Origin of the sequence: Cyclobacterium sp. SYSU L10401 (assembly GCF_010993705.1) — a bacterium.
Lineage (GTDB): Bacteria > Bacteroidota > Bacteroidia > Cytophagales > Cyclobacteriaceae > Cyclobacterium.
The window spans coordinates 181,966-205,417 of the sequence record NZ_WOFO01000009.1 but is presented as its reverse complement, the minus strand read 5'-3'; the positions used below and the strand labels follow the sequence as shown (position 1 = coordinate 205,417).

General features: G+C 43.8%; 25 protein-coding genes and 1 pseudogene. 23 read left to right on the top strand and 3 right to left on the bottom strand.

Annotated elements, in window-relative coordinates; translation table 11 throughout:
• Positions 1–5 precede the first annotated feature (5 nt).
• The 18 genes and pseudogenes from hemL to GL182_RS19125 all read left to right on the top strand — a co-directional run bounded on the left by hemL (position 6) and on the right by GL182_RS19125 (position 17,241).
• On the top strand, positions 6–1,292 hold the full coding sequence (gene hemL / locus GL182_RS19210; RefSeq protein ID WP_163381407.1) for a glutamate-1-semialdehyde 2,1-aminomutase: 1,287 nt from the start codon (positions 6–8) through the stop codon (positions 1,290–1,292).
• A 542-nt stretch (positions 1,293–1,834) separates the two neighbouring features.
• Positions 1,835–3,010, top strand: coding sequence for an ATP-binding protein (locus GL182_RS19205; protein ID WP_163381406.1), 1,176 nt, complete (start codon positions 1,835–1,837; stop codon positions 3,008–3,010).
• A gap of 7 nt (positions 3,011–3,017) precedes the next feature.
• Positions 3,018–3,446 carry a response regulator gene (locus tag GL182_RS19200; protein WP_163381405.1) on the top strand — a complete coding sequence of 143 codons (429 nt, stop codon included), beginning with the start codon at positions 3,018–3,020 and terminating at the stop codon, positions 3,444–3,446.
• Positions 3,447–3,537: 91 nt separating this feature from the next.
• A complete protein-coding gene (locus tag GL182_RS19195; RefSeq protein WP_163381404.1) occupies positions 3,538–4,620 on the top strand; it encodes an AAA family ATPase in 1,083 nt (360 codons plus the stop codon).
• 257 nt (positions 4,621–4,877) lie between these two features.
• Positions 4,878–5,780, top strand: coding sequence for an NAD-dependent epimerase/dehydratase family protein (locus tag GL182_RS19190; RefSeq protein WP_163381403.1), 903 nt, complete (start codon positions 4,878–4,880; stop codon positions 5,778–5,780).
• Between the two features lie 120 nt (positions 5,781–5,900).
• Complete coding sequence (locus GL182_RS19185) at positions 5,901–6,272, top strand: DUF6567 family protein (RefSeq protein WP_163381402.1); 372 nt, start codon at positions 5,901–5,903, stop codon at positions 6,270–6,272.
• A 218-nt stretch (positions 6,273–6,490) separates the two neighbouring features.
• On the top strand, positions 6,491–6,832 hold the full coding sequence (locus tag GL182_RS19180; protein WP_163381401.1) for a hypothetical protein: 342 nt from the start codon (positions 6,491–6,493) through the stop codon (positions 6,830–6,832).
• A 56-nt stretch (positions 6,833–6,888) separates the two neighbouring features.
• Complete coding sequence (locus GL182_RS19175; protein ID WP_163381400.1) at positions 6,889–7,296, top strand: DoxX family protein; 408 nt, start codon at positions 6,889–6,891, stop codon at positions 7,294–7,296.
• A 7-nt stretch (positions 7,297–7,303) separates the two neighbouring features.
• Entirely contained in the window at positions 7,304–7,744 is a 441-nt protein-coding gene (locus GL182_RS19170; RefSeq protein WP_163381399.1) for a DsrE family protein, read from the top strand.
• A 618-nt stretch (positions 7,745–8,362) separates the two neighbouring features.
• Positions 8,363–9,334 (top strand): hypothetical protein, encoded by a 972-nt coding sequence (locus GL182_RS19165; protein ID WP_163381398.1) that lies wholly within the window; start codon positions 8,363–8,365, stop codon positions 9,332–9,334.
• A 27-nt stretch (positions 9,335–9,361) separates the two neighbouring features.
• The gene (locus GL182_RS19160; RefSeq protein ID WP_163381397.1) at positions 9,362–9,976 is read left to right on the top strand and encodes a DapH/DapD/GlmU-related protein; all 615 of its coding nucleotides are present in this window, start codon (positions 9,362–9,364) and stop codon (positions 9,974–9,976) included.
• Between the two features lie 123 nt (positions 9,977–10,099).
• A complete protein-coding gene (locus tag GL182_RS19155) occupies positions 10,100–10,471 on the top strand; it encodes a hypothetical protein (protein ID WP_163381396.1) in 372 nt (123 codons plus the stop codon).
• A gap of 1,056 nt (positions 10,472–11,527) precedes the next feature.
• Positions 11,528–13,330: a helix-turn-helix domain-containing protein gene (locus GL182_RS19150; protein ID WP_205603690.1), complete on the top strand. Its 1,803-nt coding sequence runs from the start codon at positions 11,528–11,530 to the stop codon at positions 13,328–13,330.
• 98 nt (positions 13,331–13,428) lie between these two features.
• Positions 13,429–14,469 (top strand): NAD(P)-dependent alcohol dehydrogenase, encoded by a 1,041-nt coding sequence (locus tag GL182_RS19145; protein WP_240469893.1) that lies wholly within the window; start codon positions 13,429–13,431, stop codon positions 14,467–14,469.
• Positions 14,466–14,837 (top strand): DUF6567 family protein, encoded by a 372-nt coding sequence (locus tag GL182_RS19140; protein ID WP_163381395.1) that lies wholly within the window; start codon positions 14,466–14,468, stop codon positions 14,835–14,837. The genes GL182_RS19145 and GL182_RS19140 overlap by 4 nt, the downstream gene beginning before the upstream one ends.
• A 21-nt stretch (positions 14,838–14,858) precedes the next feature.
• Positions 14,859–15,570: pseudogene (locus GL182_RS19135) on the top strand (DUF4386 domain-containing protein).
• Entirely contained in the window at positions 15,557–16,246 is a 690-nt protein-coding gene (locus tag GL182_RS19130) for a DUF4386 domain-containing protein (protein ID WP_163381394.1), read from the top strand. The pseudogene GL182_RS19135 and the gene GL182_RS19130 overlap by 14 nt, the downstream one beginning before the upstream one ends.
• Positions 16,247–16,617: 371 nt before the next feature.
• Positions 16,618–17,241, top strand: a complete 624-nt coding sequence (locus GL182_RS19125; protein ID WP_163381393.1) for a hypothetical protein — start codon at positions 16,618–16,620, stop codon at positions 17,239–17,241.
• 375 nt (positions 17,242–17,616) lie between these two features.
• Here GL182_RS19125 and GL182_RS19120 read toward each other — a convergent pair whose 3' ends face one another.
• Complete coding sequence (locus tag GL182_RS19120; protein ID WP_163381392.1) at positions 17,617–17,823, bottom strand: GIY-YIG nuclease family protein; 207 nt, start codon at positions 17,821–17,823, stop codon at positions 17,617–17,619.
• Positions 17,824–17,926: 103 nt separating this feature from the next.
• Positions 17,927–18,175, bottom strand: a complete 249-nt coding sequence (locus tag GL182_RS19115) for a GIY-YIG nuclease family protein (protein ID WP_163381391.1) — start codon at positions 18,173–18,175, stop codon at positions 17,927–17,929.
• Between the two features lie 262 nt (positions 18,176–18,437).
• Here GL182_RS19115 and GL182_RS19110 point away from each other — a divergent pair, with 262 nt between their 5' ends.
• Genes GL182_RS19110 through GL182_RS19100 form a run of 3 tightly spaced genes read left to right on the top strand, consistent with a single transcriptional unit; the run spans position 18,438 to position 20,339 of the window.
• The gene (locus tag GL182_RS19110; protein WP_163381390.1) at positions 18,438–19,769 is read left to right on the top strand and encodes a site-specific integrase; all 1,332 of its coding nucleotides are present in this window, start codon (positions 18,438–18,440) and stop codon (positions 19,767–19,769) included.
• 9 nt (positions 19,770–19,778) lie between these two features.
• Positions 19,779–20,054, top strand: coding sequence for a helix-turn-helix domain-containing protein (locus GL182_RS19105; protein WP_163381389.1), 276 nt, complete (start codon positions 19,779–19,781; stop codon positions 20,052–20,054).
• Positions 20,055–20,057: 3 nt separating this feature from the next.
• On the top strand, positions 20,058–20,339 hold the full coding sequence (locus GL182_RS19100; RefSeq protein ID WP_163381388.1) for a hypothetical protein: 282 nt from the start codon (positions 20,058–20,060) through the stop codon (positions 20,337–20,339).
• Positions 20,340–20,382: 43 nt separating this feature from the next.
• Here the strand turns inward: GL182_RS19100 and GL182_RS24515 are convergent, their stop codons facing one another.
• Positions 20,383–20,691 carry a helix-turn-helix domain-containing protein gene (locus GL182_RS24515; RefSeq protein WP_410492720.1) on the bottom strand — a complete coding sequence of 103 codons (309 nt, stop codon included), beginning with the start codon at positions 20,689–20,691 and terminating at the stop codon, positions 20,383–20,385.
• 611 nt (positions 20,692–21,302) lie between these two features.
• Here GL182_RS24515 and GL182_RS19095 point away from each other — a divergent pair.
• Together GL182_RS19095 and GL182_RS19090 are read left to right on the top strand one after the other, a co-directional pair.
• The gene (locus GL182_RS19095; RefSeq protein WP_163381387.1) at positions 21,303–22,499 is read left to right on the top strand and encodes a tyrosine-type recombinase/integrase; all 1,197 of its coding nucleotides are present in this window, start codon (positions 21,303–21,305) and stop codon (positions 22,497–22,499) included.
• Between the two features lie 189 nt (positions 22,500–22,688).
• Positions 22,689–23,447 carry a hypothetical protein gene (locus GL182_RS19090; RefSeq protein WP_163381386.1) on the top strand — a complete coding sequence of 253 codons (759 nt, stop codon included), beginning with the start codon at positions 22,689–22,691 and terminating at the stop codon, positions 23,445–23,447.
• Positions 23,448–23,452 lie beyond the last annotated feature (5 nt).

Sequence of the window (23,452 nt, the reverse complement as noted above, 5' to 3'; positions counted from 1 at the left end):
CAGATATGATTACAGAAAAAAGCAAACAACTTTTCGAAAAAGCCAAAAATTTTATACCAGGGGGGGTCAACTCTCCCGTAAGGGCTTTCAAGGCTGTGGGAGGAAACCCCCTTTTTATTTCCAAAGCTGATGGTCCCTATATTTTTGATGCAGATGGCAATCGGTTTATTGAGCTGATTAACAGCTGGGGTCCCATGGTATTGGGCCACAATCATCCCGAAGTCCGGGAGGCGGTGATCAAGGCCATGGAAAATGGCACCTCCTTTGGCGCACCTACAGCACAGGAAGTGGAAATTGCCGAATTGATTACCAGGATGGTACCCTCTGTGGAAAAAGTAAGGATGGTCAATAGTGGGACAGAGGCTACCATGTCCGCAATAAGAGTTGCCAGAGGATATACAGGTAAGGATAAATTTATCAAGTTTGAAGGAAACTATCACGGTCATGGAGATAGTTTTTTGATTGCTGCCGGATCTGGAGCCATTACCATGGGAAATCCGGATTCCCCGGGTGTGACCCAGGGAACAGCCATGGACACCTTGTTAGCCCCCTATAATGATTTAGAAAAAGTAAAGTTGCTGGTAGAGGCCAATAAGGATGAAATTGCAGCCATGATCCTGGAGCCGGTAGCCGGAAACATGGGTTGTGTTTTACCGGAGCCGGGATTTCTGGAAGGTTTGAGAAAAATCTGTGATGAAGAAGGTATAGTCCTGATTTTTGATGAAGTCATGACAGGCTTCAGATTGGCCAAAGGGGGAGCACAGGAAGTCATGGGTGTGAAGCCTGACCTGACCACCATGGGTAAGATCATTGGTGGGGGAATGCCTGTGGGAGCCTATGGAGGAAGAAAGGAGATCATGGAGTTTGTGTCTCCGGATGGACCGGTCTATCAGGCAGGAACCCTCTCCGGAAACCCAATAGCCATGGCTGCCGGACTGGCCATGTTGCAACACCTGCATCAGAATGCGGATGTATATACCCGTTTAGAACAAACCGGTAGCACCCTTGTAGGAGGAATCCAAGGCAGTCTGGACAAATTGGGCTTGCCCTATACCATTAACCATATCGGGAGCATGTACAGCCTTTTCTTCACCGATATAAAAGTGAAGCATTTCGCAGATGCCCAGACCTGTGATACGGAGCTTTTTGGCAAGTATTTCAGGGCCATGCTGGATCAGGGGATTTACCTCGCTCCTTCCCAATATGAAAGTCTGTTTCTATCCACTGCCCTGGAACAGGAGCACCTGGACCGTATTCTGGAAGCCAATGAATCAGCGCTAAAGCGTCTTTAGACAGGCATCTACCCTTTTTGCCATCTATTGAATATATCCATCCGGATCCTGGATTTTCAAGATAGGGTAAAATCCAGATGGCTCCTACTGCTGTCATGGATGCCCTACCTGTGCACCTGTTTATTTCCCGATCAGTTGGGAAGACCTTTTTGTGAATCCTGTTCAATGGATGGGTTCAGATCTTATGGTAAGAAAGGCTAGCCCTTATAGCTGATAAGGTAAAACCCGAAATATGCATTAGGAATTCTATTGCAGACTGAAATTACTTCAAAATCAGTCAATCGTTGCAGTTTTCAACTTCACCATAGCGGCACTGTGCCTCCGTTTTCAAAATGCCTGATTTTCTTGCAATTTCAGCGTTCATAACGACACCTAATACCTAATCCGGGTTAAATTAAATATGGTGACTAAGCTGGATACTAAATTGTAAATGCTTAATTTAACTTTAGAAACCTGGGATGGAGGCAGTTTCCTTTGGACATATACACCAAACGCTAATTTAGGCAAGTGTGTATGGATGTTGGCAAATAACTCATTACAATATGCAAATACCAGAGGTACCCGTAAATGAGAAACTCAGGCTCAGGGAATTAGAATCCTACAATATTATCGGAGCCGCCGAAGAAGATGATTTTGATTTTCTTACTTCCATGGCTGCGCAAATTTGTAAGACAAAAATTTCTCTTATCAGCCTGGTGACCCATGAGAAGCAATGCTTTCTTTCTCACCATGGTTTGGAGACCAGTGAATCACCCAGGGATTTTTCCTTTTGTGCCCATGCCATTAACCACCCGGATCAATGTTTTGTGGTAGAGGATGCGCGAACAGATGTGCGGTTCTTTGACAATCCCTTGACCACCGGGAAACCGCACGTGATTTTTTATGCCGGCATGCCATTGGTCAATAGCAATGGTTTTCCCCTGGGTACCCTGTGCGTTATTGACGATAAGCCGGCTCGCTTGACTGATGAGCAATTGCAGCAGCTTCAAATGCTGGCGAGGCAAACGGTCAAGCTGTTGGAGCTCAGAAGGAGTCAGATTGAATTAGGCCATTTAAATGAAGAGTTGGAGCAGTTTGCTTACATCGCCGCACATGATTTGAAGGAGCCACTGCGGGGGATCACTGCATCTTTGTCCATTTTACAAAAAAAATATAGTGAACAGCTAGATAATAAGGCACATGTCTATATCGATCATGCCTACAAGAGTGCCAAAAGAATGAAAAAATTAATCACCGATATTCTTGATTTTTCTAATACCGGTAAGGTGGGTCAGGACCAAATAGACCTCAATGATTTGATGGACATTGTTTTTTCTACTTTTAATCAAGACCATGCTAAGGACCCGGTTAAACTTAGTAAATCTGATTTACCGGTAGTAACCGGTGACGCAAGTTCTTTCATTCAGTTATTCACGAACTTAATAGACAATGCCATAAAGTATCAGCCTGAAGGAAATGTCGCCGAAATCAAGGTTGAAGCATGTGAGGACGAGGCCACCTGGACCTTTAGTGTGGCTGACAATGGCATAGGTATTGCCCCTGAATATCAGGAAAAGGTATTTGAGGTATTTAAGAGACTTCATACGGATACGGAATACAGTGGGTCCGGGATAGGGCTGGCAAACTGCAAAAAAATAGTAAAAGCCATGGGAGGAAAAATTTGGTATGAAAACAACCAACCAACGGGAACTATCTTTAAATTTACTTTACCTAAATGATAAAATCATGGTCAAACTAAAAATTCTATTGGTTGAAGACAATGCGGTAGATGCTTTACTCCTGAGAGAGGCCATGCAAGATCAGGATTTTATTAGTAAAATCTATCACGTCCCAGATGGTGCAAAGGCCATAAGTTTTTTGAAAAAAGAAGTGCCCTATGAGGACGCAGAGGAACCCCATTTGATTCTGATGGATATAAATATGCCAATTATGGATGGGCAGGAAGCTTTGAGAAAAATTAAGGGGATGGATCGTTTTAAGCACATCCCGGTGATTATGCTGACCACCTCATCCAGGAAAGAGGATATTTTGAAGGCCTATAAAGGACAATCCAACTCCTATATAGTAAAACCTGATGATATTTTTGAATTGGATGAAATTGTAAACACACTTAAAAATTATTGGACAAAAACAGTAAAACTTCCCAAGACATGAGGATTTAAATCCCATTATTTATGGGTTTAAAATTACAACTTAAAAAATAGCAAAGCATCGGGCTATTGGAATCTCTATCTCAAAAAATCAAATGGCTGAATTAATAAATTCATTCAATTACTACAATGAATTTGAAAGGTACTCCTACTTTTCAGTATGCTTTGATCAACTGCCTTCCAGTCTGGGCTTTGAAACGCCGCTTAAAATGGATAGGGCACAAATGGAAACCGTGCTTGAAGCGATCGACCTGGCATCGCAGGAGTTGGGAGTGGTTTTTAAACATTGGAATACCCAGGATACCAAAGCAGCCGATTATAGTGAAGATTTTCCCTACCAATACCTACTGAAAAGCAAAGCCAAAAAATTGCTCATTTGGCTGTCATTGGAATTCGATCAATTGTATGTGGATACCTTGTATGATGCCTCTGATGTGGAGCTGGAACAATGGGTGATTGAAACCAACCGTAAGTTAAGGACCAGGTTTGGTCTGGACCGAACCCCGGGCTTTAAAGTTTTGTCAAGAAACGATAACGGATTTTTCACCCAGGAGGTAAAAACAGACAGTTTCGAGTGTGATATTCAAAAAATGTATAACGATGACTTTGCCGAAATAAATAACCTTATTGAAGCCTCATTGGACATAGACAAGGCGGGGTTAATCTTGCTGCATGGGGTGCCGGGAGCCGGTAAAACCTCCTACATTAAGAACCTGATTAGCAGGCATCAGGAAAAGAGTTTTATTTTTATACAAAATGAATTTATCAATGAATTGCTCCACCCCAACTTTATTTCCTTTCTTCTCAAAAACCAAAATGCCGTATTAATAATTGAAGATGCAGAAAAAGTATTGACGAGCCGGGAGCAGGTGAATGAAACTTCGGTGGTTTCTACTATTCTGCAATTGACAGACGGGCTGTTCAGTGACTATTTGAACTTTAAAATCATTTGTACCTTTAATACCAGCATCGATAAAATTGACAAGGCCCTGCTGAGAAAAGGAAGGATGATCGCCTACTATGAATTCCAGCCACTGGTTCCTGAGAAAGCCAATCAACTGCTTAGGGAGATGAACCACGAATCTACCAGCAATGCGATGACCCTATCGGATATATTTAATTTTCAGAAAAGGAACTTCCAACAGGCGAAAAAAGCAGTCATTGGCTTTCAGAAGTAGGGGACCTCTTTATTGGATCATTACCTAGAAAAATCCCGAAGGGATGACATGGTACCTCAGGCAAATTGGCCCGAAGGACACCAGGAAAAGACGGTTGATTTTGTGAACTCTTTAGACCGCAGAAGCGATTTGAATGTGACAAAACAGAACTGGGCAACAGGAATAATAATTGCTGTTAAAACATAAATCAGCGAAGACCACATCGGACATTGGGTTCGCCTGATTTGGACTGAACAACAACGATTAAACCATATCATATGACTAAAAAACGAATTTTCTTTACCGGAGGATCCGGAAAAGCAGGAAAACACGTGATCCCCTACCTGCTCGATCAGGGACATCGGGTGATGAATGTAGACCTGAAACCCCTGGATCATCCGGGAGTGGATAACCTTATTGCCGATATTACCGATTCCGGCCAAATGTTTAATGCCATGAGCTCCTATGTGGGCCTTGATGAGTTGGAACCGGGAGGTGGGGTGCCCCCCTTTGATGCGGTGGTTCACTTTGCTGCCGTGCCCCGCATCCTCATCAACCCTGATAATGAAACCTTCAGGGTCAACACCATGGGAACCTATCATGTGATCGAAGCGGCCGTAAAGCTGGGCATCCGGAAGATTATCATCGCTTCCTCAGAGACCACCTACGGCGTTTGTTTTTCAGACGGCCCTACCGACCCCCATTCCCTTCCCCTGGAAGAAGACTATGATGTGGACCCCATGGATAGTTACGGGCTATCCAAGGTGGTAAACGAAAAAACGGCCCGCGCCTTCCAGCGACGGTCAGGAGGCGATATCTATGCCCTTCGGATAGGAAATGTGATTGAACCCCACGAATACCAGGAACTGTTTCCCCATTACTTCAAACACCCCGAAGTGCGGCGTCGAAATGCCTTTTGCTACATCGATGCCCGTGATCTGGGGCAGATAGTGGATTTATGCGTGAAAAAGGATGGGCTGGGTTACCAGGTATTCAATGCCGGGAACGACCACAATGGAGCGATTATCCCCAGCAAGGAATTGGCTGAGAGGTTTTTCCCTGGTGTGTCGGTTACCCGGGAATTGGAAGAACATGAAGCCTTGTTTTCCAATCGAAAAATACGGGAAGTGCTGGGGTTTAAAGAGCAACATAACTGGCGGAAATACGTGAAAGGAGAATAGCTTTGGATAGCTGCTAAGGGTTGCGAAACTGCTCCTGCAGGAGCCCAATCTGTTTTACCGGTTACCTCCAAAAATTCATTCATTCCTAAAACGATTTTCAAACAAAAACTACCGTCTACTATGAAAAAAACCAGAAATATCATTCTTGGACTGGCACTTATTTTCGGCCTGGGTTCCTGTGGTGTCAATCAGGCCTGGATACTCAATCAGAATCAAAATAATACGCAGGTTAATCTTGGAAGCAATAACTTCGAGGTTCTGGGTCAGGTAAAGGGAACCGCTGAGGTGGACTACATCCTTGTTTTCGGAGGACAGAAACGAAGAAACTTGTTTAATGAAGCGTATTCCGCCATGATTGAGGAGGCTGATCTGACCTCCGGTTCGCGAACCATAACCAACATTCTGACGGAAGAGCATGTGGGTGGAGTCCCCCCGTTTTATTACAAAAGAACCATCACGGTGAGTGGCACGGTGGTAGAGTTTACCAGGTAGTCCTTACCCTCACAACGAAAGCAGAAGTACAAATAGGGAAGTTTCCAGGGGCATCAGCCCCCGGAAATCTTTTCAAAAGTTGCTTTTTTTGAAATTTTGCTGGTATTTGTCCTGGTTTTATGCTTTTTATGGTGATTTTTTAAGGAGTGAAAACAAGTAATAACCATCATGCCTGATTTCTCGTAAACCTTGTTTAAATTAATGACAATTCACTGGTTATGATTTTCTCTCTATTTGGATACAGGAAAATAATTGTTTTTGCGCTGGTAGCATTAATAGCTATTCCCTGTTCCTTAAAGAGAGAATTTTCGCAAGTATCGTTTGCAAATACATCCAATCAACCTACTCAAAAACAGAATAAAAATGCTTGTTTGACTTTTCTTAGGCTGGAAAAGGAGCATAAAAAGGAAGAGAAACAAATTGATATTGCTAATTTTCGCCATTTTTCGAATGAAGCGCCTATTTTATCCGGTCTTAAAACCAATCTTTCATTCCATTTTTATAATCAACAAAAAGAAAAAATTCCTACCTATCTTTTTTATCAACAATTTCTGATTTGATACCACCTTCCTGAATGAATAGGTGATTTTTTATCAAACAAAGAAATTATTAAACAATGAACAAATCAATTGTGGTGAGTGGGGTTTCCGTACTCCTGTTCCGAATAATGCTTAGCGGAATATTTATAATGGCTGGAATTGCTCACCTGACCAATCCGGAGCAGGTCGCACAGCGCATTCATTCGGCTGCTTTTAATTCATTTGCCGCTTTTTTTGGTGATCCGTACCTGTTAGGAATAGGGACGGGTTACGTGTTATTAATTGCCGGGCTGTCTTTCCTTCTGGGGGTTTTCCCACGCTGGGCAGCGCTTGTTTTATTTTTGGTCCTGATTCCAATTACGATTACCGTACAGCTAGGCAATGGTTGGATTCACGGGCCATTGTGGAAAAACGTGGCCCTTTTTGGAGGCTTGTTGTTTTTCATCATAAATGATCCAAAAGTGTACAGTATTTATAATAAATAAAGAAATAATGAAAATATCACTGATCACATTTATCGCTTTGCTAACCCTTAGCTTGAGTCTGTCCAATGCACAAACGGCTGAGGCTATCAGGGAAACCGAGCAAGCTATCCGAAAGGATGGCAAGTATGCCATGTTGGTTATGAAAGCCCAGCATTTAAAGGCCGGAATAAAAACCGGTATTGCATTCAAATCCGAAAGTGAAAAAATAGATTTTCAAATTGTGGCTTGCGGTATGCTGGTAAAGGAAATTTCTGAAGATGCGGAATTGCAAAGCCTGATCAAAAATACGGTATCTGACCACGGTCTTAAGATTCTGGTCTGCGGGCTATCTATTCAGCAATTTGGAGTAGATAAAACACTGTTGCCGGATGAGACTCCCATTACGGACAATGGATTGATCTACATGTTTGGATTGCAGGAGTTAGGGTACAGGTCCATCACCCTCTAATGGCCTTCTGTGGATCCTTAAAAAACCAGTCGCCACAAGGGACTGGTTTTTTTTAGTGGTGGATCAGGAGCAATTTCATTTAATTTGGAATCAAAAGCAGCTGTTTCAATTGATGGCTTCTTCCCTTTGAATAGAGGCTTCTAAAATGCCTTATTCAGGAGATTTAGGGAAGTAAAAGACAATAAATTGGGCGGAGGGCGGAAGGTAGTAGTTTGTTCATGTGGGGTGCTGTGTTTTTTTTAACCATAAAAAAAGAATGAATTTAGGGGGGTGAAACTGACATAAAATCATTTCCCCTACCTATTCCCCTGATTGCCAATCTGCCCTATAGAAGGTGCCCACTTGCATCTTTCCACAGGAGTTTAACTACCTGATTAATCCCAATCATCCGGATTTCTCTTGAATCCAGGTGATTTCAAAAATGACACTGTCGTTTGGCTCCAGATTTAGGCTGGTATAGCTACCACCAGGCTAGTAATTGACACTGCAGCTTACTCTTCTTTAGCCTAAGAGCCTGAAACCCAAAATAAATGATTGAAATGTACTTTTCTATCAGAGAGTACCTCGAAATATTTAATTTTTCTTGCGTAAATTGTCTGTTGCACAAAAATAAAGGCAATGTACGCTTCGAAAATGACACCTTTAAGCTCCCTGGATACCTGGCTTCCATTGTTTCAGGAACTGGTTTGGCCCATTACCGTATTGCTTATCTTGTTCTTTTTGAAAAAATACATCCCCCAGTTATTGGATCGCACCACCAAAATCGGCGCAATGGGCATCGAATTGGAATTTGAAAAGGCAAAGGAATTTTCCTCCTCCTGGAGTAATGAATACGTAGGGGACATTCGAACCAGCGTAAAGTCCGATGACTTTTCCAGCGGTGTTATGGACCTGATGGAGCAATTCAGTAAAGCAGGCAGCTACGACTACGCAAGCATTGACATTTATGGGGGAAAGGCCTGGTTAACGTCTCGATTGTACATTTTCTCAGCGATTTTGTCGAAATTAAAAGGGGTCCGCTACTGGGTATTCGTTGACTCCCATGATTCGATTCACAAAAAATTTATTGGTTATATAGATTCCAGAAGCTTGCGACTGCAATTGTCGGATCATTTTCCCTTTCTATCCAAGGCCTACACGAAGGCATTGCTGGAAGTTTTTCCGGATGGAGAGGACAGCATGAAGGCGGCTGATACCTGGAAAATTACCCAACTGGTGAAGCTGTTTTTGAAAGGCATTCAAAAGGAATATCCCCGGAAGGAAGAGTTGGGCGTGGAGCGGGATCCAACACAGGAGATAGAAAAGGGCTGGGTACTGCTGAAAGACGGGTTGACGCTGGAGAAGGCCCGGTTTCTGAACATCAACGAGCTGAGAGAGATCTGCGGAGAGTGGATACAGACGGATGCCATTCGAAGTCTGGAAACGAATTCAAAGGAGCACTTAGCAGAAAAAATACTCCTTAGTAACGAGCGATTGATTCCCCTTCTCAACTCCGAAAATCGGTTTTTGGACATGGTGGATGTCGTCCATACAAAAAGAAATTTGATGAAAAGCAATGTTCTCGGCCAGAAAACCGCTGCTAATCCATAAACCATGTCGACAAAGAATAGCCGATAAATGATTGATATTAAGTATTTTATTTCGGATGTCCCCTCATTTCTCCAAACAGAGGACTATCGCCTGCCATGGAGAATTGTGGCAGAGCTAGAAGAAATCATAAAGCGAATGCTACCCGATCTTGGACCGGGTTACACGGTGGAGAATGGTATTGCCATCCATAAGACAGCTACTGTGGATAATGGGGTAACCTTAAAGAGCCCGGTAATTATAGGAGAGAAATGTCGGGTAGGGGCCCACGCCTATTTCAGGGAAGGTGTTTTTTTGGACTGCTCGGTGAAAATCGGGCCTTCTTCTGAGATCAAAAGCAGCCTTATTTTTTCCGGTACTGCCATTGCAGACTTAAATTATATCGGGAATAGCATCATTGGTAGCAATGTCAATTTTGAGGCAGGTTCCATTGCCGCAAATCACTATAACGAACGGGAGGACAAACGAATTCTAGTGCGTTTTAAAGACGAGTTAGTGGATACGGGGCTGGAAAAATTCGGGGCCTTAGTTGGAGATGGTTCGAAAATTGGAGCAAACGCTGTTTTGTCTCCGGGAACGATTTTGCCTAAAGGCGCTATCGTAAAAAGACTGGAGCTGATCGAACAGGTCAAAGCAAAAATCTAATTAAAGTTGCGACATAAAATCGAGCCTGCCAAAGGCAGACAGGCATGACGAATGCGTCACACAGGGGGATGATAATAAAGCATGCGAGATTCCATCTGGTCTAAAAAAATCAAAAAAAAACACATGAAAACGATTATTTATAGTTCCGGTATTCTAGGTGGATTGTTGTTGATCATTGGTCTCATCGGATGGATTGCGCCTGTTCCATTTGCGGAAGTATGGCTACTGACAGGAGTCCTGCTGTTAGCCCTGGTATGTGTCCCGCTCATCATGGTAGACCGGTATCGGTATGCGAAAAGAATAGACCGAATTATAAAATCATACAAAGATACTCCGGCAAAAATTGAACGACTATCTGCTGAAAAATCAAAATTCACCGGTTGGGGAATGAACAATTCCCCCTTTCGAGAACGAAAATCTGGTCTTACCTGGGGAGGCGGAAATGTGAAAGGTGCAAACGCAAGCAGAGGTAACAGAAGAAGGTTTTTAAAATAAGTAAACAGACCCGATGACCTAAAGTCAGTCTTTTGATTCAGGCATTACGCAGAAAAATCAGGGAGTATCCCACCACCCATTTCCGATTATATGACGGCATAGCTGGAAATGAAAAGTCCGCCCAGCCGGGCTAATTTCTCCAAAATGACTTTTTAAAAACTAAATTCAATGGACATGGTGGGAATCCGTGCCACTCGCCTACTAAAACGTAGCTTTAAATAGGGCTTAGGGGTATTTCATACAAACTAAATCCAACTACTTTACTATTTATCCGTATATTAGATGCTTACTAACCGGAAAAACGATGATCGTTCAGGGAACACAATTACCGAACTTTAACGAATTAACTGAGGTTTTGAAGAGTCAATTCTCCAATTACTCCATTTACACATTTGACTCGAAACCTCAAAAAAGTATAATCGTACGAAAGTCTGCCCTGATTGGCGCACAAATTACGTTTCATGATAACGAAATTATCGTTGATGCCTGTTGCCCAAACATTTTTATCTCGGCCCTAATAGGCTTAGTAAGTACAATTTTTCCGCCCTACCACCAGTTCGAAATTAAGGTTACAGATTTCTTGAAAAAGACATACAATTGATGGCACTGTTAACTTGCTCATAATGAATAGCTTTCCTGATTCAAAAATATCGGGATGAAGCTCTGGCCTAATATCCCAAGCATTAACCAAGCTCACAGGCCAGGTTATCGACCTGTATACCCATTCCTGGCCTGGCAGATTCTTTTTTACGTTCGGCCCCATTTTTCCGGATTGTGGGTTGACCTTGCCAGAACCGCATCAGGAAGGTTTTTGTGGTAGTCAGAAAGCATCGATTTGTTTCCTGGCCTCTCGCATCAGGTTATTGGAACACGGCGGCATTTAGTACAATAAAACCGCACGATTACCATGTGTAAGCGGCATTCGAACGGCTGCTTTAAACAGACGAGGTCTACGCTATCCCGGCCAGATCGCCGCCTTTTCAAAAAAAATCAATAACTTAGACCACGTATTTTCTACTTCCAACCGTACGCCTGCCGACGCAACGAAACCGAACGATGATCCATCCAAAATCCATTGCCGTGTTGCCTTTTGTCAACATGAGTCCCGGAAAAGAGAACGACTATCTTTGCGACGGCATAACGGAGGAAATCATCCATGCACTGGCTAAAATCGAACAGCTGAAAGTGACTTCCCGGACCTCCAGTTTCTTCTTTAAAGGACAAAACCGGCCGCTGACAGAAATAGGCCGTGAACTGGATGTGGCCAACCTACTCGAAGGAAGCCTGCGGGTAAGTGGCGATCGCTTGCGCATTACCGCTCAGTTGATACAGGTGTCGGACGATTCCCATTTCTGGTCCGAAAGCTGGGACAGAAAGATGGAAGACATTTTTGCCATACAAGATGAAATCAGCCTTCGGATCGCGGACAAGTTGCGCGAACACCTGGGCCACCTGGACATTGCCGATCAGCTGGTGCAGGCACCTACCAGCAAGGTGGAGGCCTACCGGCATTACTTGCAGGGGAAATCACTTTTTAACAAATGGAATCCCGAAGACGTATATCAGGCCATTGGCCATTTTGAAAAGGCGCTTCAGTCCGATCCGGACCTGATCGATGCCCATACCGGACTGGCCGATGCATACAGTTTTTTGGCAGTAGCCGGCTTTGCTCCCCGCGAATTAGCCTGGAAAAAGGCGATGGAATCCATGCAGCGCGCCACCGAAATCGATACCCATAACGCTCCACTGAATTACCTACTTGCCAACGAGGCTTTCTTTACCGAAGCCAATTTTGGCGAAGCCATGCGGTATGGCCAGCAGGCCATTGCCAGCAAACCGACCTATGCCGAAGGTCATCAGTTTCTGGCATTTCTTTTCATGCTCCGGGACGATATGAAAAAGGCCGGGGAACATTTGAGCTATGCCCGATCTATTGACCCGCTGAATCCGGAGACCAAATTTTACCAGGCGTATTTTCTTTACCGCTCTCAATTCTTCGATCAGGCGGAGGTTTTGCTCCTGGAATTATTGGAAGCCAATGCCAAAAACCTGCCTGCCCTGATTACCTTAATTTATGTGCTGCTTAAAAAGGAAGCGTTTGAGCGTGCAGAAAGGCTGATTTTTGGCAGTCCCGCGGAGGGGATCATGCCGGATGAAAAGTTGGGGTTGGCCTGCCTGCTTTGGGTCATGCAAGGAGCCGCGGAAAAATATCCCGCCCTTCTGGACGAGTTGGAGGGGAATGCATCCCGGGATACTTCCTTTCAGGCGCATGCCTATCTGTTTCTAGTGTATGCTGCGCTAAACGAAGACAAAAAGGCATTTTCCGTATTGGAAAAATTATTTAAACACCGGTCTTCCATTCTTTTGCTGGCTTTTGGTGATCCGCTTGCAGCTCCTCTGCGGCACAACCTCGAATTTGAGGACTTCCAGAAGTGGATTTTTGCCCTACCGAACCCTAACCCTCCGGTCAGGCCCGTAAAGCGGAACAGTGCCGAGCTAAGCGAAGCCGACGCAACCGACTACCTTCAGGTATTGGAGCGCTTTATGGAAACGGAGAGTCCCTTCCTGGATCCTTCCCTTTCCCTTCGGTCCCTTGCCAACCAACTGGAAATGCACCCCAACCAGCTGTCCTGGCTACTAAACGAAAAGCTGGGCAAGAACTTCAATGCCTACGTCAACGGCTTCCGCGTGGCGCATTTCAAAAAATTGCTAGCGGATCCCGGCAATGCAGGCTTTTCGCTGATTGGACTGGCCTACGAGAGCGGTTTCAATTCCAAAACCGTTTTCAATACCGTATTCAAGAAAGAGACCGGCATGACGCCCAAAGAATTTCAGAAAAACCGGCATTTATCCGGTTAATTGGTTCTGGATTATAATTCCGAACCCCTTTTCACTTTTCCCGAACCTTTGTGACGCTTCATTGGCCCAACTTTGTTCCGAATCAACAAGGTAAAGTCATGAATAATGAAAAAATGGAAGCGGTCAGTGCCACAGGGTACGGCCCCGCTTCCATCCTGAAAGTAACGCAGGTAGCCAAGCCCCACCCGGCGCCGGATGAAGTGTTGGTGAAAGTGATCACCTCATCGGCTACGACAGCCGACGCCATGATGCGAAGCGGCAAGCCCTGGTTGGCACGTCTTTTTCTGGGGCTACGAAAACCAAAAAACGCCATACCGGGAACCGGATTTGCCGGATACATAGCAGAAATAGGAGCCGAAGTCCGCAACTTCCAGGTAGGGGACCGGGTTTTTGGTGAAACCACCCTTGGATTTGGTGCCAATGCCGAATACCTGACACTAAAGGCCAGCGGTGTCTTACTGCCCCTGCCGGAATCATTGGGTTTTTCCGAAGCAGCCACCTTCTGCGACGGGCACCTGACGGCCTATAATTACCTGAAGCGTCTCGGTCAGGTAAAGCCGGGAGATCAGGTATTGATCAACGGAGCCTCCGGAAGCCTGGGTACGGCTGCGGTACAGATTGCCAGGCACCTGGGAGCCGAGGTGACCGCCGTATGCAGCGGCAAAAATGCCGGTCTGGTGAAATCACTGGGAGCCTGCCATGTGGTGGACTACACCAAAGAGGATTTTACGCGGAGTGAAAGCAGATACGACCTCATGTTTGATACCCTGGGCAAACGCTCCTTCACGGACTGCAAGAGGGTATTGAAAGAACAGGGCACCTACTACTCCCCGGTACTCAAATTTTCCCTGCTGATGCAAATGCTGTTTACCCGGTTTTTTTCTTCTAAAAAGGCGGTCTTTGAAGCGACCGGTTTACTTTCCGACGAACAACTTCGCGGCCTATTGGCCGAGGTGCTGGAGCTCCAGCAAGCAGGCAAGCTCCGGACGGTGATAGACCGGCAATATCCACTGGCCAGGCTTTCCGAAGCACACCAATACATCGACTCCGGCCACAAAAAAGGAAACCTATTAATTATTAACTCGGATGACTTTACATCCTTTCAATCCAATTCAATTCTAAAACAACAAACAACATGAAAAACGTACGAAATGCAGTTATTGCCCTGACTTTAGTTGTCGGGTTGGGATCTTGCGGGGTCAATCAGGCCTGGATTTTAAACCAAAACCAAAACAGCACCGAAGTACATCTGGGAAGCAAAAATTTTGAGGTGCTGGGACAGGTAAAAGGATCGGCATCGGTCGACTACGTACTGATTTTCGGCGGGACGAACCGGAAAAGTCTCTATAACGTAGCCTACGCGGCCATGATAAAAGAGGCCGATTTGACCTCCGGTAGCCGTACCCTTACCAATGTTCTTACCGAAGAACATGTGGGCGGCGTTCCGCCCTTTTACTACAAGCGAACCCTGACAGTCAGCGGGACGGTGGTGGAATTCACCCGATAAATCGTTTTGAAGGTATTGGTGATGAATCGACTACTTGAAATAACAGAAAAGAAAGCGTACATGAGGCAAACAGGCCTCATGTACCTTATGGTAATTGTATTGGCTGGCTTCAGCCAGGGCTACATCCGGGGCAGTCTTGTCGTTCCGGAAGATGCGGTGGCCACCTCCCTAAACATTGTGGGCGAGGAAGGGCTGTTTCGCCTGGGACTGGTACTTGATCTGACTGCTTTTCTGCTGGACGCGATTATTTCCATCTGGTTGTATCGGCTGTTTCGTTCCTATGGCCAGACACTTGCGTTGACGGCCGCTGTGCTGCGGCTTCTGGCCCATCCGGCGATCGGCAGCCTGAATCTGCTCAATCATTACCTGGCCTTACAAGCAGCTCTGGTACCGGATTTACTGACCGGATTTGATGCGAATCAACTGCAATCCATGAGCCTGCTGTTTATGGAGGGGGTACCTGATCTCCGGCGTGTTTTTTGGGTTGCACTGCCTGCTATTGGGGCTGTTGCTGCACCGGTCACCGTTGCCCGGTCTGCTGGGTACCTTGATGATACTGGCTGGAATCGGGTACGAAATGGAATCGTTTGGCGATTTTCTCTTTCCCGGAAACGAGGAATGGCTGGCCCTCCTGGTGGGGATTACGGCGGTCCTGGGAGAGGTAAGCCTTACTGGCTATTTTTTGAAAAAGGGGTTGTTTACCAATAAATTGAAAGTGGATGAAGTCAAGTAAACGAAAATTGGCCCTTTTTTCTGGCCTGGCCCTGATCGCCATGGCCCTGGCTGCGGGTTACGCCTACGGCTATGTGTACGGAGGCCTGATCGATATGAACAGCTCGCAGGATACGTATCGAAACCTGCGGTCTTCAGGTACGCTATTCCGCTATGGAATGGTGGCATGGGGAGCGATTGTGCTGTTGGATCTGTTGGTAGCAGGCAGTATGTACGGATTCCTGAAAGAAGTCCATCCCCGGCTTTCGGCACTCACCGCCCTGGTCCGGGCACTATATGCATTCATATTACTGGCGGCAGTGGCCCATTTGGTGGAGGCGCTTGCCCTGGCGGAAGCCGCTGCAGGTGCCACTGAAGCCTTGCTGGCGCTGCAGCGTTTTGAAACGATCTGGTTCCAGGGATTGATACTCTTTGGATTTCACCTGTTCGGGCTGGGCTTGTTGTCTGTCAAAGCAAGGTTCGTCCCCTCCTTTTTTGGCGGGTTGCTGCTTTTTGCCGGTTGTTGTTACACGGGCATCCACCTGGCCAAAATAGCCCTTCCCGTCTATGCCCCACAAATCGAGTTTATCGAAACGATCGCAAGCCTACCCATGGCACTTGCGGAGATCGGTTTTGCCTTTTGGTTGCTTATCAGAGGAGGTAAGCCGCTTTCTTTCCGACCTGTTGATTCCCGGTGATTTTTCCATAACGTAAAAAGGCTTAAATTGGAGGTAAGTAAGATGCAAGTAGTATCGACAGCTGCGGGATCGGGTACGGATATGTTGTTCCGGCATTCGGATTGCGATAGGCACATGTGCCGTACAGGAAGGTAAAGTCCGATTTTCAGGATTTGCTTCTCCCGCTGAGCCGGTAAAGTAACGGGACGCTGTAATGAACTTCCAGTTAATGAAAGGATTACACCCCTATTGGCAACGAAGACGTAAAAATAAATGGGAAAGAAGAACCGTGTATTTATTGTAAGCAGTTTAGATGGCTATATAGCTAACAAAAATGGCGGAATTGATTGGCTACATTCCTTTCCCGTAAATGCTGATAAACCAAATAGAAAGTGGTGAAGAAAATTTTATTTCCGTTAATTGCAATATTCTTAGCCTACAGGTCTTATGAGATGGTTAAAACCCTTTGGTATATAGAAGCTTCGGGAATTAACATTTTAATTCAGATTTTATTCTCGATTCTTTTGAATTTGTTTATTACCGGGATTTTTGCCTTTATGGGGTTTGCATACAAAACAAGTCGACTTTTGGGGGAAAATTATTATCGAACAGATAATCCACATTTGGTTATAGAATTATCTAAATTGTTAAAGATTGAATCTTTCAAAAAGTTTCTTATCATTCTATTTTGGGGTAAAGGGAAGAACAGAAAAAAATATTTTGATGGCACCAGATGGGGATTAGAAAATTTTGAATACCAAACCCGACAATCTGAATTCGGCCACTTTTCAGCACTTATTGCTATTCAAATTGTGGTAATATTAATCATAATAAAGGGCCACTATGTCATCGCATTAATGACAACGCTGATAAACGCAATCTTCAACTATTTACCAATTTTACTTCAAAGGAATCATAGAATACAAATTGATCGGATTAGGAAAGTTTTAAATAAAATTCCTACCGTTATTCCATCTCAAAATTCAGTCCCTGACCGAAGCGGAATTGCTGATTGAGCAGCATAAAAATCCGATTAATCCCCTGTTTTCCAGAATCCGACTACTTGCTGCCTGCAAATAAAAGTGCGTTAAAGGGTGCGATCTTTATCCGAAATGATTGCACTGAAAACGGAACACATTCGGAGAGGTCCAGGCCCACCTCCGGGGGATAATGATTATGGGCCAATATCTTCTCCCGTCCAAAAGAGGATCTTGTTTCAAACAATTTAAAACCGCTACTGCCAGAAGGTGCGGCTTTTTCGATATTACATTTTTTGGACCAAAAAGGTCGTGGGGACTATGTCCATTGAATCGGCAAAACCCGATTTGCTTTTGCCGGATGATAACCCTTCCTGATAAGGGTTTTTCATTTTCTTTTAGCTCTGTCTTTTCCTACCGCCTGTTTAGTAACCGCAAGCATTCCTGGAAGTGAGGGGTATCGGACGGATAAATAAAGGAGAGCTTTGATTTCCGAAACTTAATCGTCCATCCCTTTGTCCCGAGCTCGTTATGTGAGATCAGGCGTTTTTGAAGATCAGAAGTAAATCCGATATAGATTTTATCGAATTTTTCACTATAGAGGGCATATACGGTAAACATGGCCTTAAAAATAACAAAAAAAGGCACTGTTTCCAGTGCCTTCGAATGTAGCGGGAACAGGACTCGAACCTGTGTCCGCCGCGGCGGATAAGAGCCCAGGGTATTAATTTTCGGGAATGAGATTCCGGATAAATTCTCTTCCAACCCCTGTTTTGAGGTATTTTTCTCTATCCATGGCTTCATTCTTGGATTCAAATGTTTCGGTATGGATAAGCTTCCATGGCCGAAACTTAATCGTCCATCCCTTTGTACCGAGCTCGTTATGTGAGATCAGGCGTTTTTGAAGATCAGAAGTAAATCCGATATAGATTTTATCGAATTTTTCACTATAGAGGGCATATACGGTAAACATGGCCTTAAAATAACAAAAAAAGGCACTGTTTCCAGTGCCTTCGAATGTAGCGGGAACAGGACTCGAACCTGTGACCTTTGGGTTATGAGCCTTACAACCTTTGATTCAATATGATCTAAAATGATGCGAAATGGCGTTTTAAGAAGGTTTTATGCTTCATATCAGACCATCAAAAACCAATTAAAATCGAATTATTCTGTACCTATTCTGTACCCCTTTTTAAAAATAATTCGTATCTTTAAGTAACTAAAATACATGGATTATGGCCTCCATCAAAATTGTACGGCGCAAAAACAAGGAAAGAAAAGACGGAACCGCCCCACTCGCTCTTAGGATCAGCAAGGATTACAAAACTAGCTATACCTTTTTGGGGCAATATATCCTCGCTAAAGATTGGGACGATGTAGCCGGTAAAGTAAAACGCTCCTATCCCAATTCTGTTCGGCTCAATAATTTTTTGATGAAAAAACTCACAGAAGCCAATGATGCGGTGTTTGAAGCCAGTGATCAGGTCACCACCAAAGATCTCAAAAGAAAAGTCAAAGGCCAAAGCCGTCAAGAATCCTTTTTTGCGGTCGCTGCGGATCGGATCATGAGCAAATATGAACAAGGGAAATATTCGGTGGCAAAACCTGAGCTATCCATCCTGTACAACATTTCTGAATTCGTCAAATTTAAACCCTCATTGGATAAAAAGGAATCCATGGGTGTATTGACCCAAAAAAGAAAGGAACGCGTCAGTAAGGGCAGGAAATCCGATTACACCCTAATGGATGCGGTAAAGGAATTTAAAAAAGATAAATCCCTGTATTTTGAAGATATCAATGCCGCATGGATCAATAAATTCAAAACCTTTTCAATTTCCTACCTCGGACAAAAAAACCGCACCCTGACAAACCAGCTTATCTTTATCCGCACCCTGTTTAATATTGCTATTAAGGATGGGATTGTGGATCAAAAATACTATCCCTTTGCTGGCGAAAAAGAAAAAATCCGGATTGGATCAGGTCATAAAATAGGCCTGACTGAAAAAGAGGTGGAATTAATAGAGGCGTTGGACGTGGAACCAGATACATCAATGTGGCATACCCATAAAGTTTGGTTGGTGTCCTTTTACTTTGCAGGTATGAGAATTTCCGATGTTGTGAAATTAAAATGGTCAGATTTCCAAGATGGAAGGTTGTTCTATGTCATGAATAAAAACGAAAAACCCCTTAGCCTAAAAATTCCTGATAAAGCCGCTGTCATTTTGGATAGATACAAAAAAGAAAGTAAGCAGAATAATGGTTATGTGTTCCCTTTCCTTCGAGATGTTGATCCGGCCAATGCACAGGATATTTTTATCAAAACCAGAAATGCCACAAAGCTTTTCAATAAATATTTAAAACGTATTGCTGCCAGCTGCGGAATAGAAAAAAACTTATCAAACCATATCGCCCGACATAGCTTCGGAAATATTGCAGGTGATAAAATCCACCCGCTTATGCTGCAAAAACTTTACCGACACAGTGATTTGAAAACCACCCTGAATTATCAGGCAAATTTCATTCACAAAGAAGCCGATGATGCTTTGGATAGCGTAATTAATTTTTAATTTAGCCTTATGGAAGTCATCTGCCTTGAAACAGAAGCATTTTATAAACTGGTCGATAATGTTGTGACCAGAATAAAGAAGGATACCGGCCTCAAGGCCGATGATTGGAAATGGATCCCGGAAGAGGAAGCCATGGCCAAGCTGAATATTTCCTCCAAAACAACCCTACAGAAGCTAAGAGATAACGGAGAGATCCGTTTTACACAGCCCCGTAAAAAAATCATTCTTTACGACCGGGATTCTATCGCAACATATTTGGAGAAACACGCACAAAACCAATTTTGAGTTATGGCAGCATCAGAAAACTATCTGAAAGGATTTAATCATGGCTATTTCCTGCAAAAATACGAGCCAGATCTTCTCCATGACATCCTCAAGACCCCACAAGTTGATCATGATTATGTTGCAGGGCTAACAGATGGGAAGAGCGAGCTTGACAAAGAGGTTCTGAAAGAAACAGGCAGAGAGAATATCAATGATCTTAAGGATCCGTTTGAAAAGCGGTTAAATGCCCAAGAGGACAAAAACATACCCACGAATGATAAAGGGTTTGATAAAGATGAACGGTAGAGGCTTCGACATGGAAGCCCCTACCAGTGTTTGATAGGTTTTTTTATTTGATTTTATTGTCATTACTCGCTTTGAACGTTATCGGATCCAGGTTTTGATCTAAAATGTCATAATCTTTTGGAACAACAATTAACTTGGATTCCAAAACATCAGCCCAACAATAAAGATTAAAGACATTGGGGGTTCGTGTGCCACACTCCCATTTACTCACCAGCCTATCGGCTACCCCGAGCTTAAAATTAATGTCTTCCTGGGATAGTCCGAGGATCTGTCTTTGTCTAACCAACTGTTTAACAACCGTATTAAGAAAATCTGTTCGAATAGACGAAGAAGAGTAGTGGTCATGGGGCATGGATAACCTCGCTTTTGCTATGTGATGGAAGGGTCTCAAATTTAATTGATGCTTTCTTGCGAATGATACGCACAAAAAGCATTATTATATGTAATTAAAACATAGCCTTACCGAAAAAGTCGACTATTTTTTGAGAGATTGTTGATCCATCAGACAAATTTTTTGCAACCATTCTTTCTTATGGGATATCCACGGTTCAAATCTTGAGCAGCAAAATCTGCTTGGGATGCTATGCGGTTTTCAATTTCGATTGTTTGTGTTTTGGTAGATATGATATTTTTCCTTTCAATATTGAGTTTTTTCAAGAAAGAATATTGGAAAGAAAACTCTAAAAAAAATAATCTGGGGGTAATTCAGGGGGTAACATACCGAGATAAGAACATCCATATTATTTAAAAACAATCGCTTAAGCTCTAAAGTCTGTAGCAGTTACGCCCACCATTTTCCCTCTCGCCAACATTCATTCTCATTCATGATTAACCGAAAAAGCCTTGACTTTCAAGTGCTTTCATTTCACTATTACTCAAAACCAACCGCGATTGACCGCCCACACTCAGGGGTAACAGGGGGTAATGAGCGGGGGTAACGCTCATAGGCTGGGGGTAATATAAATGAAATTAAGCGATTTAAAGTGCAAAAGCGCCAAACCTAGAAACAAACAGTACAAATTGTTTGACGGGGGCGGCCTGTATCTTCGGGTAAGAGCGAACGGTTCAAAGCTCTGGCAAATGAAATATCGCTACCTGAATAAGGAAAAGACCTTATCCATAGGCCAGTACCCCCTAATATCGCTGGCACAGGCCAGACAAGCCAGAGATGACGCGAAGCGCCTTTTGATGCAAAACCCGCCCATAGATCCTATGGCACACAAAGCCGAAAACAAACGCCAAGCCATTCGCAAGGTGGAAAATACCTTTAAGGCCGTGGCGCTGGAATGGCACGCCCTAAACAAAGACCGCTGGAGCGACAATTACGCCTACAAAATTCAAAAAGGGCTGGAGCTTAATGTATTCCCACATATTGGCAGTCGCCCTATTGCAGAGATAACTCCGCCGGAACTCTTAAATGATTGCCTGAAAAAGATTGAAAAGCGCGGTTCGCTGGATATTGCAGGCCGCACCCGCCAGATATGCGGCCAAGTCTTTCGCTACGGTATTCAAACAGGCAAATGCGAATGGAATCCCGCCGAAAACCTAAGAGGTGCATTAAAGACCCGCAAGACAAAGCATTTCAGGACGCTGAACATTAAGGAAGTGCCGGATTTCTTGAAAGCCTTAGAACGCAACGAGGCCCGACTATTTGAGCGCACTCGCCGCGCGGTATGGCTATCGCTTTACACATTCTGTCGCCCTGTCGAAATCCGTAAAGCCCGCTGGGAAGACTTTGACTTTGACGAAGCCCTTTGGACGATACCGGCAGAGATTATGAAAATGCGCCGCGAACATATCGTGCCACTATCCCGTCAAGCGCTGGCCGTACTGGAAGAACAAAAGAAAGAGGTGGAAATATTAAACACACCTTGGGTTTTCCCCTCACAGGTGCGCCCCAGAGAACCTATGAGTGATGGCACAGTAAACAAGGCCATAAAACGTCTAGGTTTCGGTAAGGATATGGTTGCACATGGTTTCCGCGCCCTTGCTCGCACAACCATTCGGGAAAAGCTGCACTATGATAGCGAGGCGATTGAATGCCAGCTTGCACACAAAGCCGCTGGCCCGCTAGGGGAAGCCTATAACCGCACACAGTTTCTCGATGTGCGTAAAATCATGATGCAGGACTGGAGCGATTATTTAGACGCACTAGCCTAAGGAATATAGCTGTATTACTATCGACCTACGCCAAGTGAATGTATAGATTGAAACTAAAGGCAAAGAAAATCCATAGAAGTGCGATGTAATTGCCTTAGAAACACTAAATCATCTGTTTAAATTTATGACTAAGTTCGGTTTTATGGATTTTTAGTTTTAATTTATTTTACCATTAGCTAAATTGATAAAATGAATTTAAGTGATTTGATCCCTAATAAGTATATAAGAGAAGCAAGAATTTATCCTTTCTTGATAGCAGCTTTACCTATAGGTTTAGCCATTTTTATTTGGTTTCCTGATGAACTTGCAAAATGGAAACCTATCGCGGGAAGTGCTGGTGTTTGGATAGTAGCAGCTATGTTAATTTCACAGTTCGTAAGAGACGCTGGTGCAAAGAAACAAAAACGATTATTCGAAGTTTGGGGCGGTACTCCAACAACAAAATTGTTAAGACATGAAAATGCTCGAAACCCCATAATGCTTGAACGAACTCATAAAAAGTTAGAACAATTACTTTCTTCTGATTCAGAGCTTTTCAAATTACCTACTAAAGAGGAGGAGAAAAATGACCCAGTATTTGCCGACCAAAAATATGAACTATGTGTTTCATATTTGAGGAATAACACTAGAGACACTGACAAATTTAATTTACTCTTTATTGAAAATTGCAGTTATGGCTTCAGAAGAAACTTGTGGGGACTGAAGATCTGGGGAATTGTTATCTTAATACTCAGTATACTTATGGTTTTTTATAAACTATTGACTAGTCTCTCATATTCTGAATTTACATCGGTTTCTGAGGTAATTGTAACTCTATTTCTCTTCATTTTATTATCCTTTTGGATATTTCTCATTAACAAACAATGGGTAAAAGAAGCAGCTTATCGCTATGCACAGGCATTAATTGATAGTTGTGACTATCTACCGGCTAATAAATCCGATAGATAAAAAAT

Excerpts from the sequence above, each read along its gene's own strand:
- GL182_RS19115 (WP_163381391.1), bottom strand. The coding sequence starts at position 18,175 with ATGTTTACCGTATATGCCCTCTATAGTGAAAAATTCGATAAAATCTAT.
- GL182_RS19200 (WP_163381405.1), top strand. The coding sequence starts at position 3,018 with ATGGTCAAACTAAAAATTCTATTGGTTGAAGACAATGCGGTAGATGCT.
- GL182_RS19155 (WP_163381396.1), top strand. The coding sequence starts at position 10,100 with ATGAAAACGATTATTTATAGTTCCGGTATTCTAGGTGGATTGTTGTTG.
- GL182_RS19090 (WP_163381386.1), top strand. The coding sequence starts at position 22,689 with ATGAATTTAAGTGATTTGATCCCTAATAAGTATATAAGAGAAGCAAGA.
- GL182_RS19110 (WP_163381390.1), top strand. The coding sequence starts at position 18,438 with ATGGCCTCCATCAAAATTGTACGGCGCAAAAACAAGGAAAGAAAAGAC.
- GL182_RS19175 (WP_163381400.1), top strand. The coding sequence starts at position 6,889 with ATGAACAAATCAATTGTGGTGAGTGGGGTTTCCGTACTCCTGTTCCGA.
- GL182_RS19195 (WP_163381404.1), top strand. The coding sequence starts at position 3,538 with ATGGCTGAATTAATAAATTCATTCAATTACTACAATGAATTTGAAAGG.
- GL182_RS19205 (WP_163381406.1), top strand. The coding sequence starts at position 1,835 with ATGCAAATACCAGAGGTACCCGTAAATGAGAAACTCAGGCTCAGGGAA.
- GL182_RS19100 (WP_163381388.1), top strand. The coding sequence starts at position 20,058 with ATGGCAGCATCAGAAAACTATCTGAAAGGATTTAATCATGGCTATTTC.
- GL182_RS19145 (WP_240469893.1), top strand. The coding sequence starts at position 13,429 with ATGAATAATGAAAAAATGGAAGCGGTCAGTGCCACAGGGTACGGCCCC.
- GL182_RS19150 (WP_205603690.1), top strand. The coding sequence starts at position 11,528 with ATGATCCATCCAAAATCCATTGCCGTGTTGCCTTTTGTCAACATGAGT.
- GL182_RS19095 (WP_163381387.1), top strand. The coding sequence starts at position 21,303 with ATGAAATTAAGCGATTTAAAGTGCAAAAGCGCCAAACCTAGAAACAAA.
- GL182_RS19120 (WP_163381392.1), bottom strand. The coding sequence starts at position 17,823 with ATGTTTACCGTATATGCCCTCTATAGTGAAAAATTCGATAAAATCTAT.
- GL182_RS19185 (WP_163381402.1), top strand. The coding sequence starts at position 5,901 with ATGAAAAAAACCAGAAATATCATTCTTGGACTGGCACTTATTTTCGGC.
- GL182_RS19180 (WP_163381401.1), top strand. The coding sequence starts at position 6,491 with ATGATTTTCTCTCTATTTGGATACAGGAAAATAATTGTTTTTGCGCTG.
- GL182_RS19190 (WP_163381403.1), top strand. The coding sequence starts at position 4,878 with ATGACTAAAAAACGAATTTTCTTTACCGGAGGATCCGGAAAAGCAGGA.
- GL182_RS19130 (WP_163381394.1), top strand. The coding sequence starts at position 15,557 with ATGAAGTCAAGTAAACGAAAATTGGCCCTTTTTTCTGGCCTGGCCCTG.
- GL182_RS19170 (WP_163381399.1), top strand. The coding sequence starts at position 7,304 with ATGAAAATATCACTGATCACATTTATCGCTTTGCTAACCCTTAGCTTG.
- GL182_RS19140 (WP_163381395.1), top strand. The coding sequence starts at position 14,466 with ATGAAAAACGTACGAAATGCAGTTATTGCCCTGACTTTAGTTGTCGGG.
- GL182_RS19105 (WP_163381389.1), top strand. The coding sequence starts at position 19,779 with ATGGAAGTCATCTGCCTTGAAACAGAAGCATTTTATAAACTGGTCGAT.
- GL182_RS19160 (WP_163381397.1), top strand. The coding sequence starts at position 9,362 with ATGATTGATATTAAGTATTTTATTTCGGATGTCCCCTCATTTCTCCAA.
- GL182_RS24515 (WP_410492720.1), bottom strand. The coding sequence starts at position 20,691 with ATGCCCCATGACCACTACTCTTCTTCGTCTATTCGAACAGATTTTCTT.
- hemL (WP_163381407.1), top strand. The coding sequence starts at position 6 with ATGATTACAGAAAAAAGCAAACAACTTTTCGAAAAAGCCAAAAATTTT.
- GL182_RS19165 (WP_163381398.1), top strand. The coding sequence starts at position 8,363 with ATGTACGCTTCGAAAATGACACCTTTAAGCTCCCTGGATACCTGGCTT.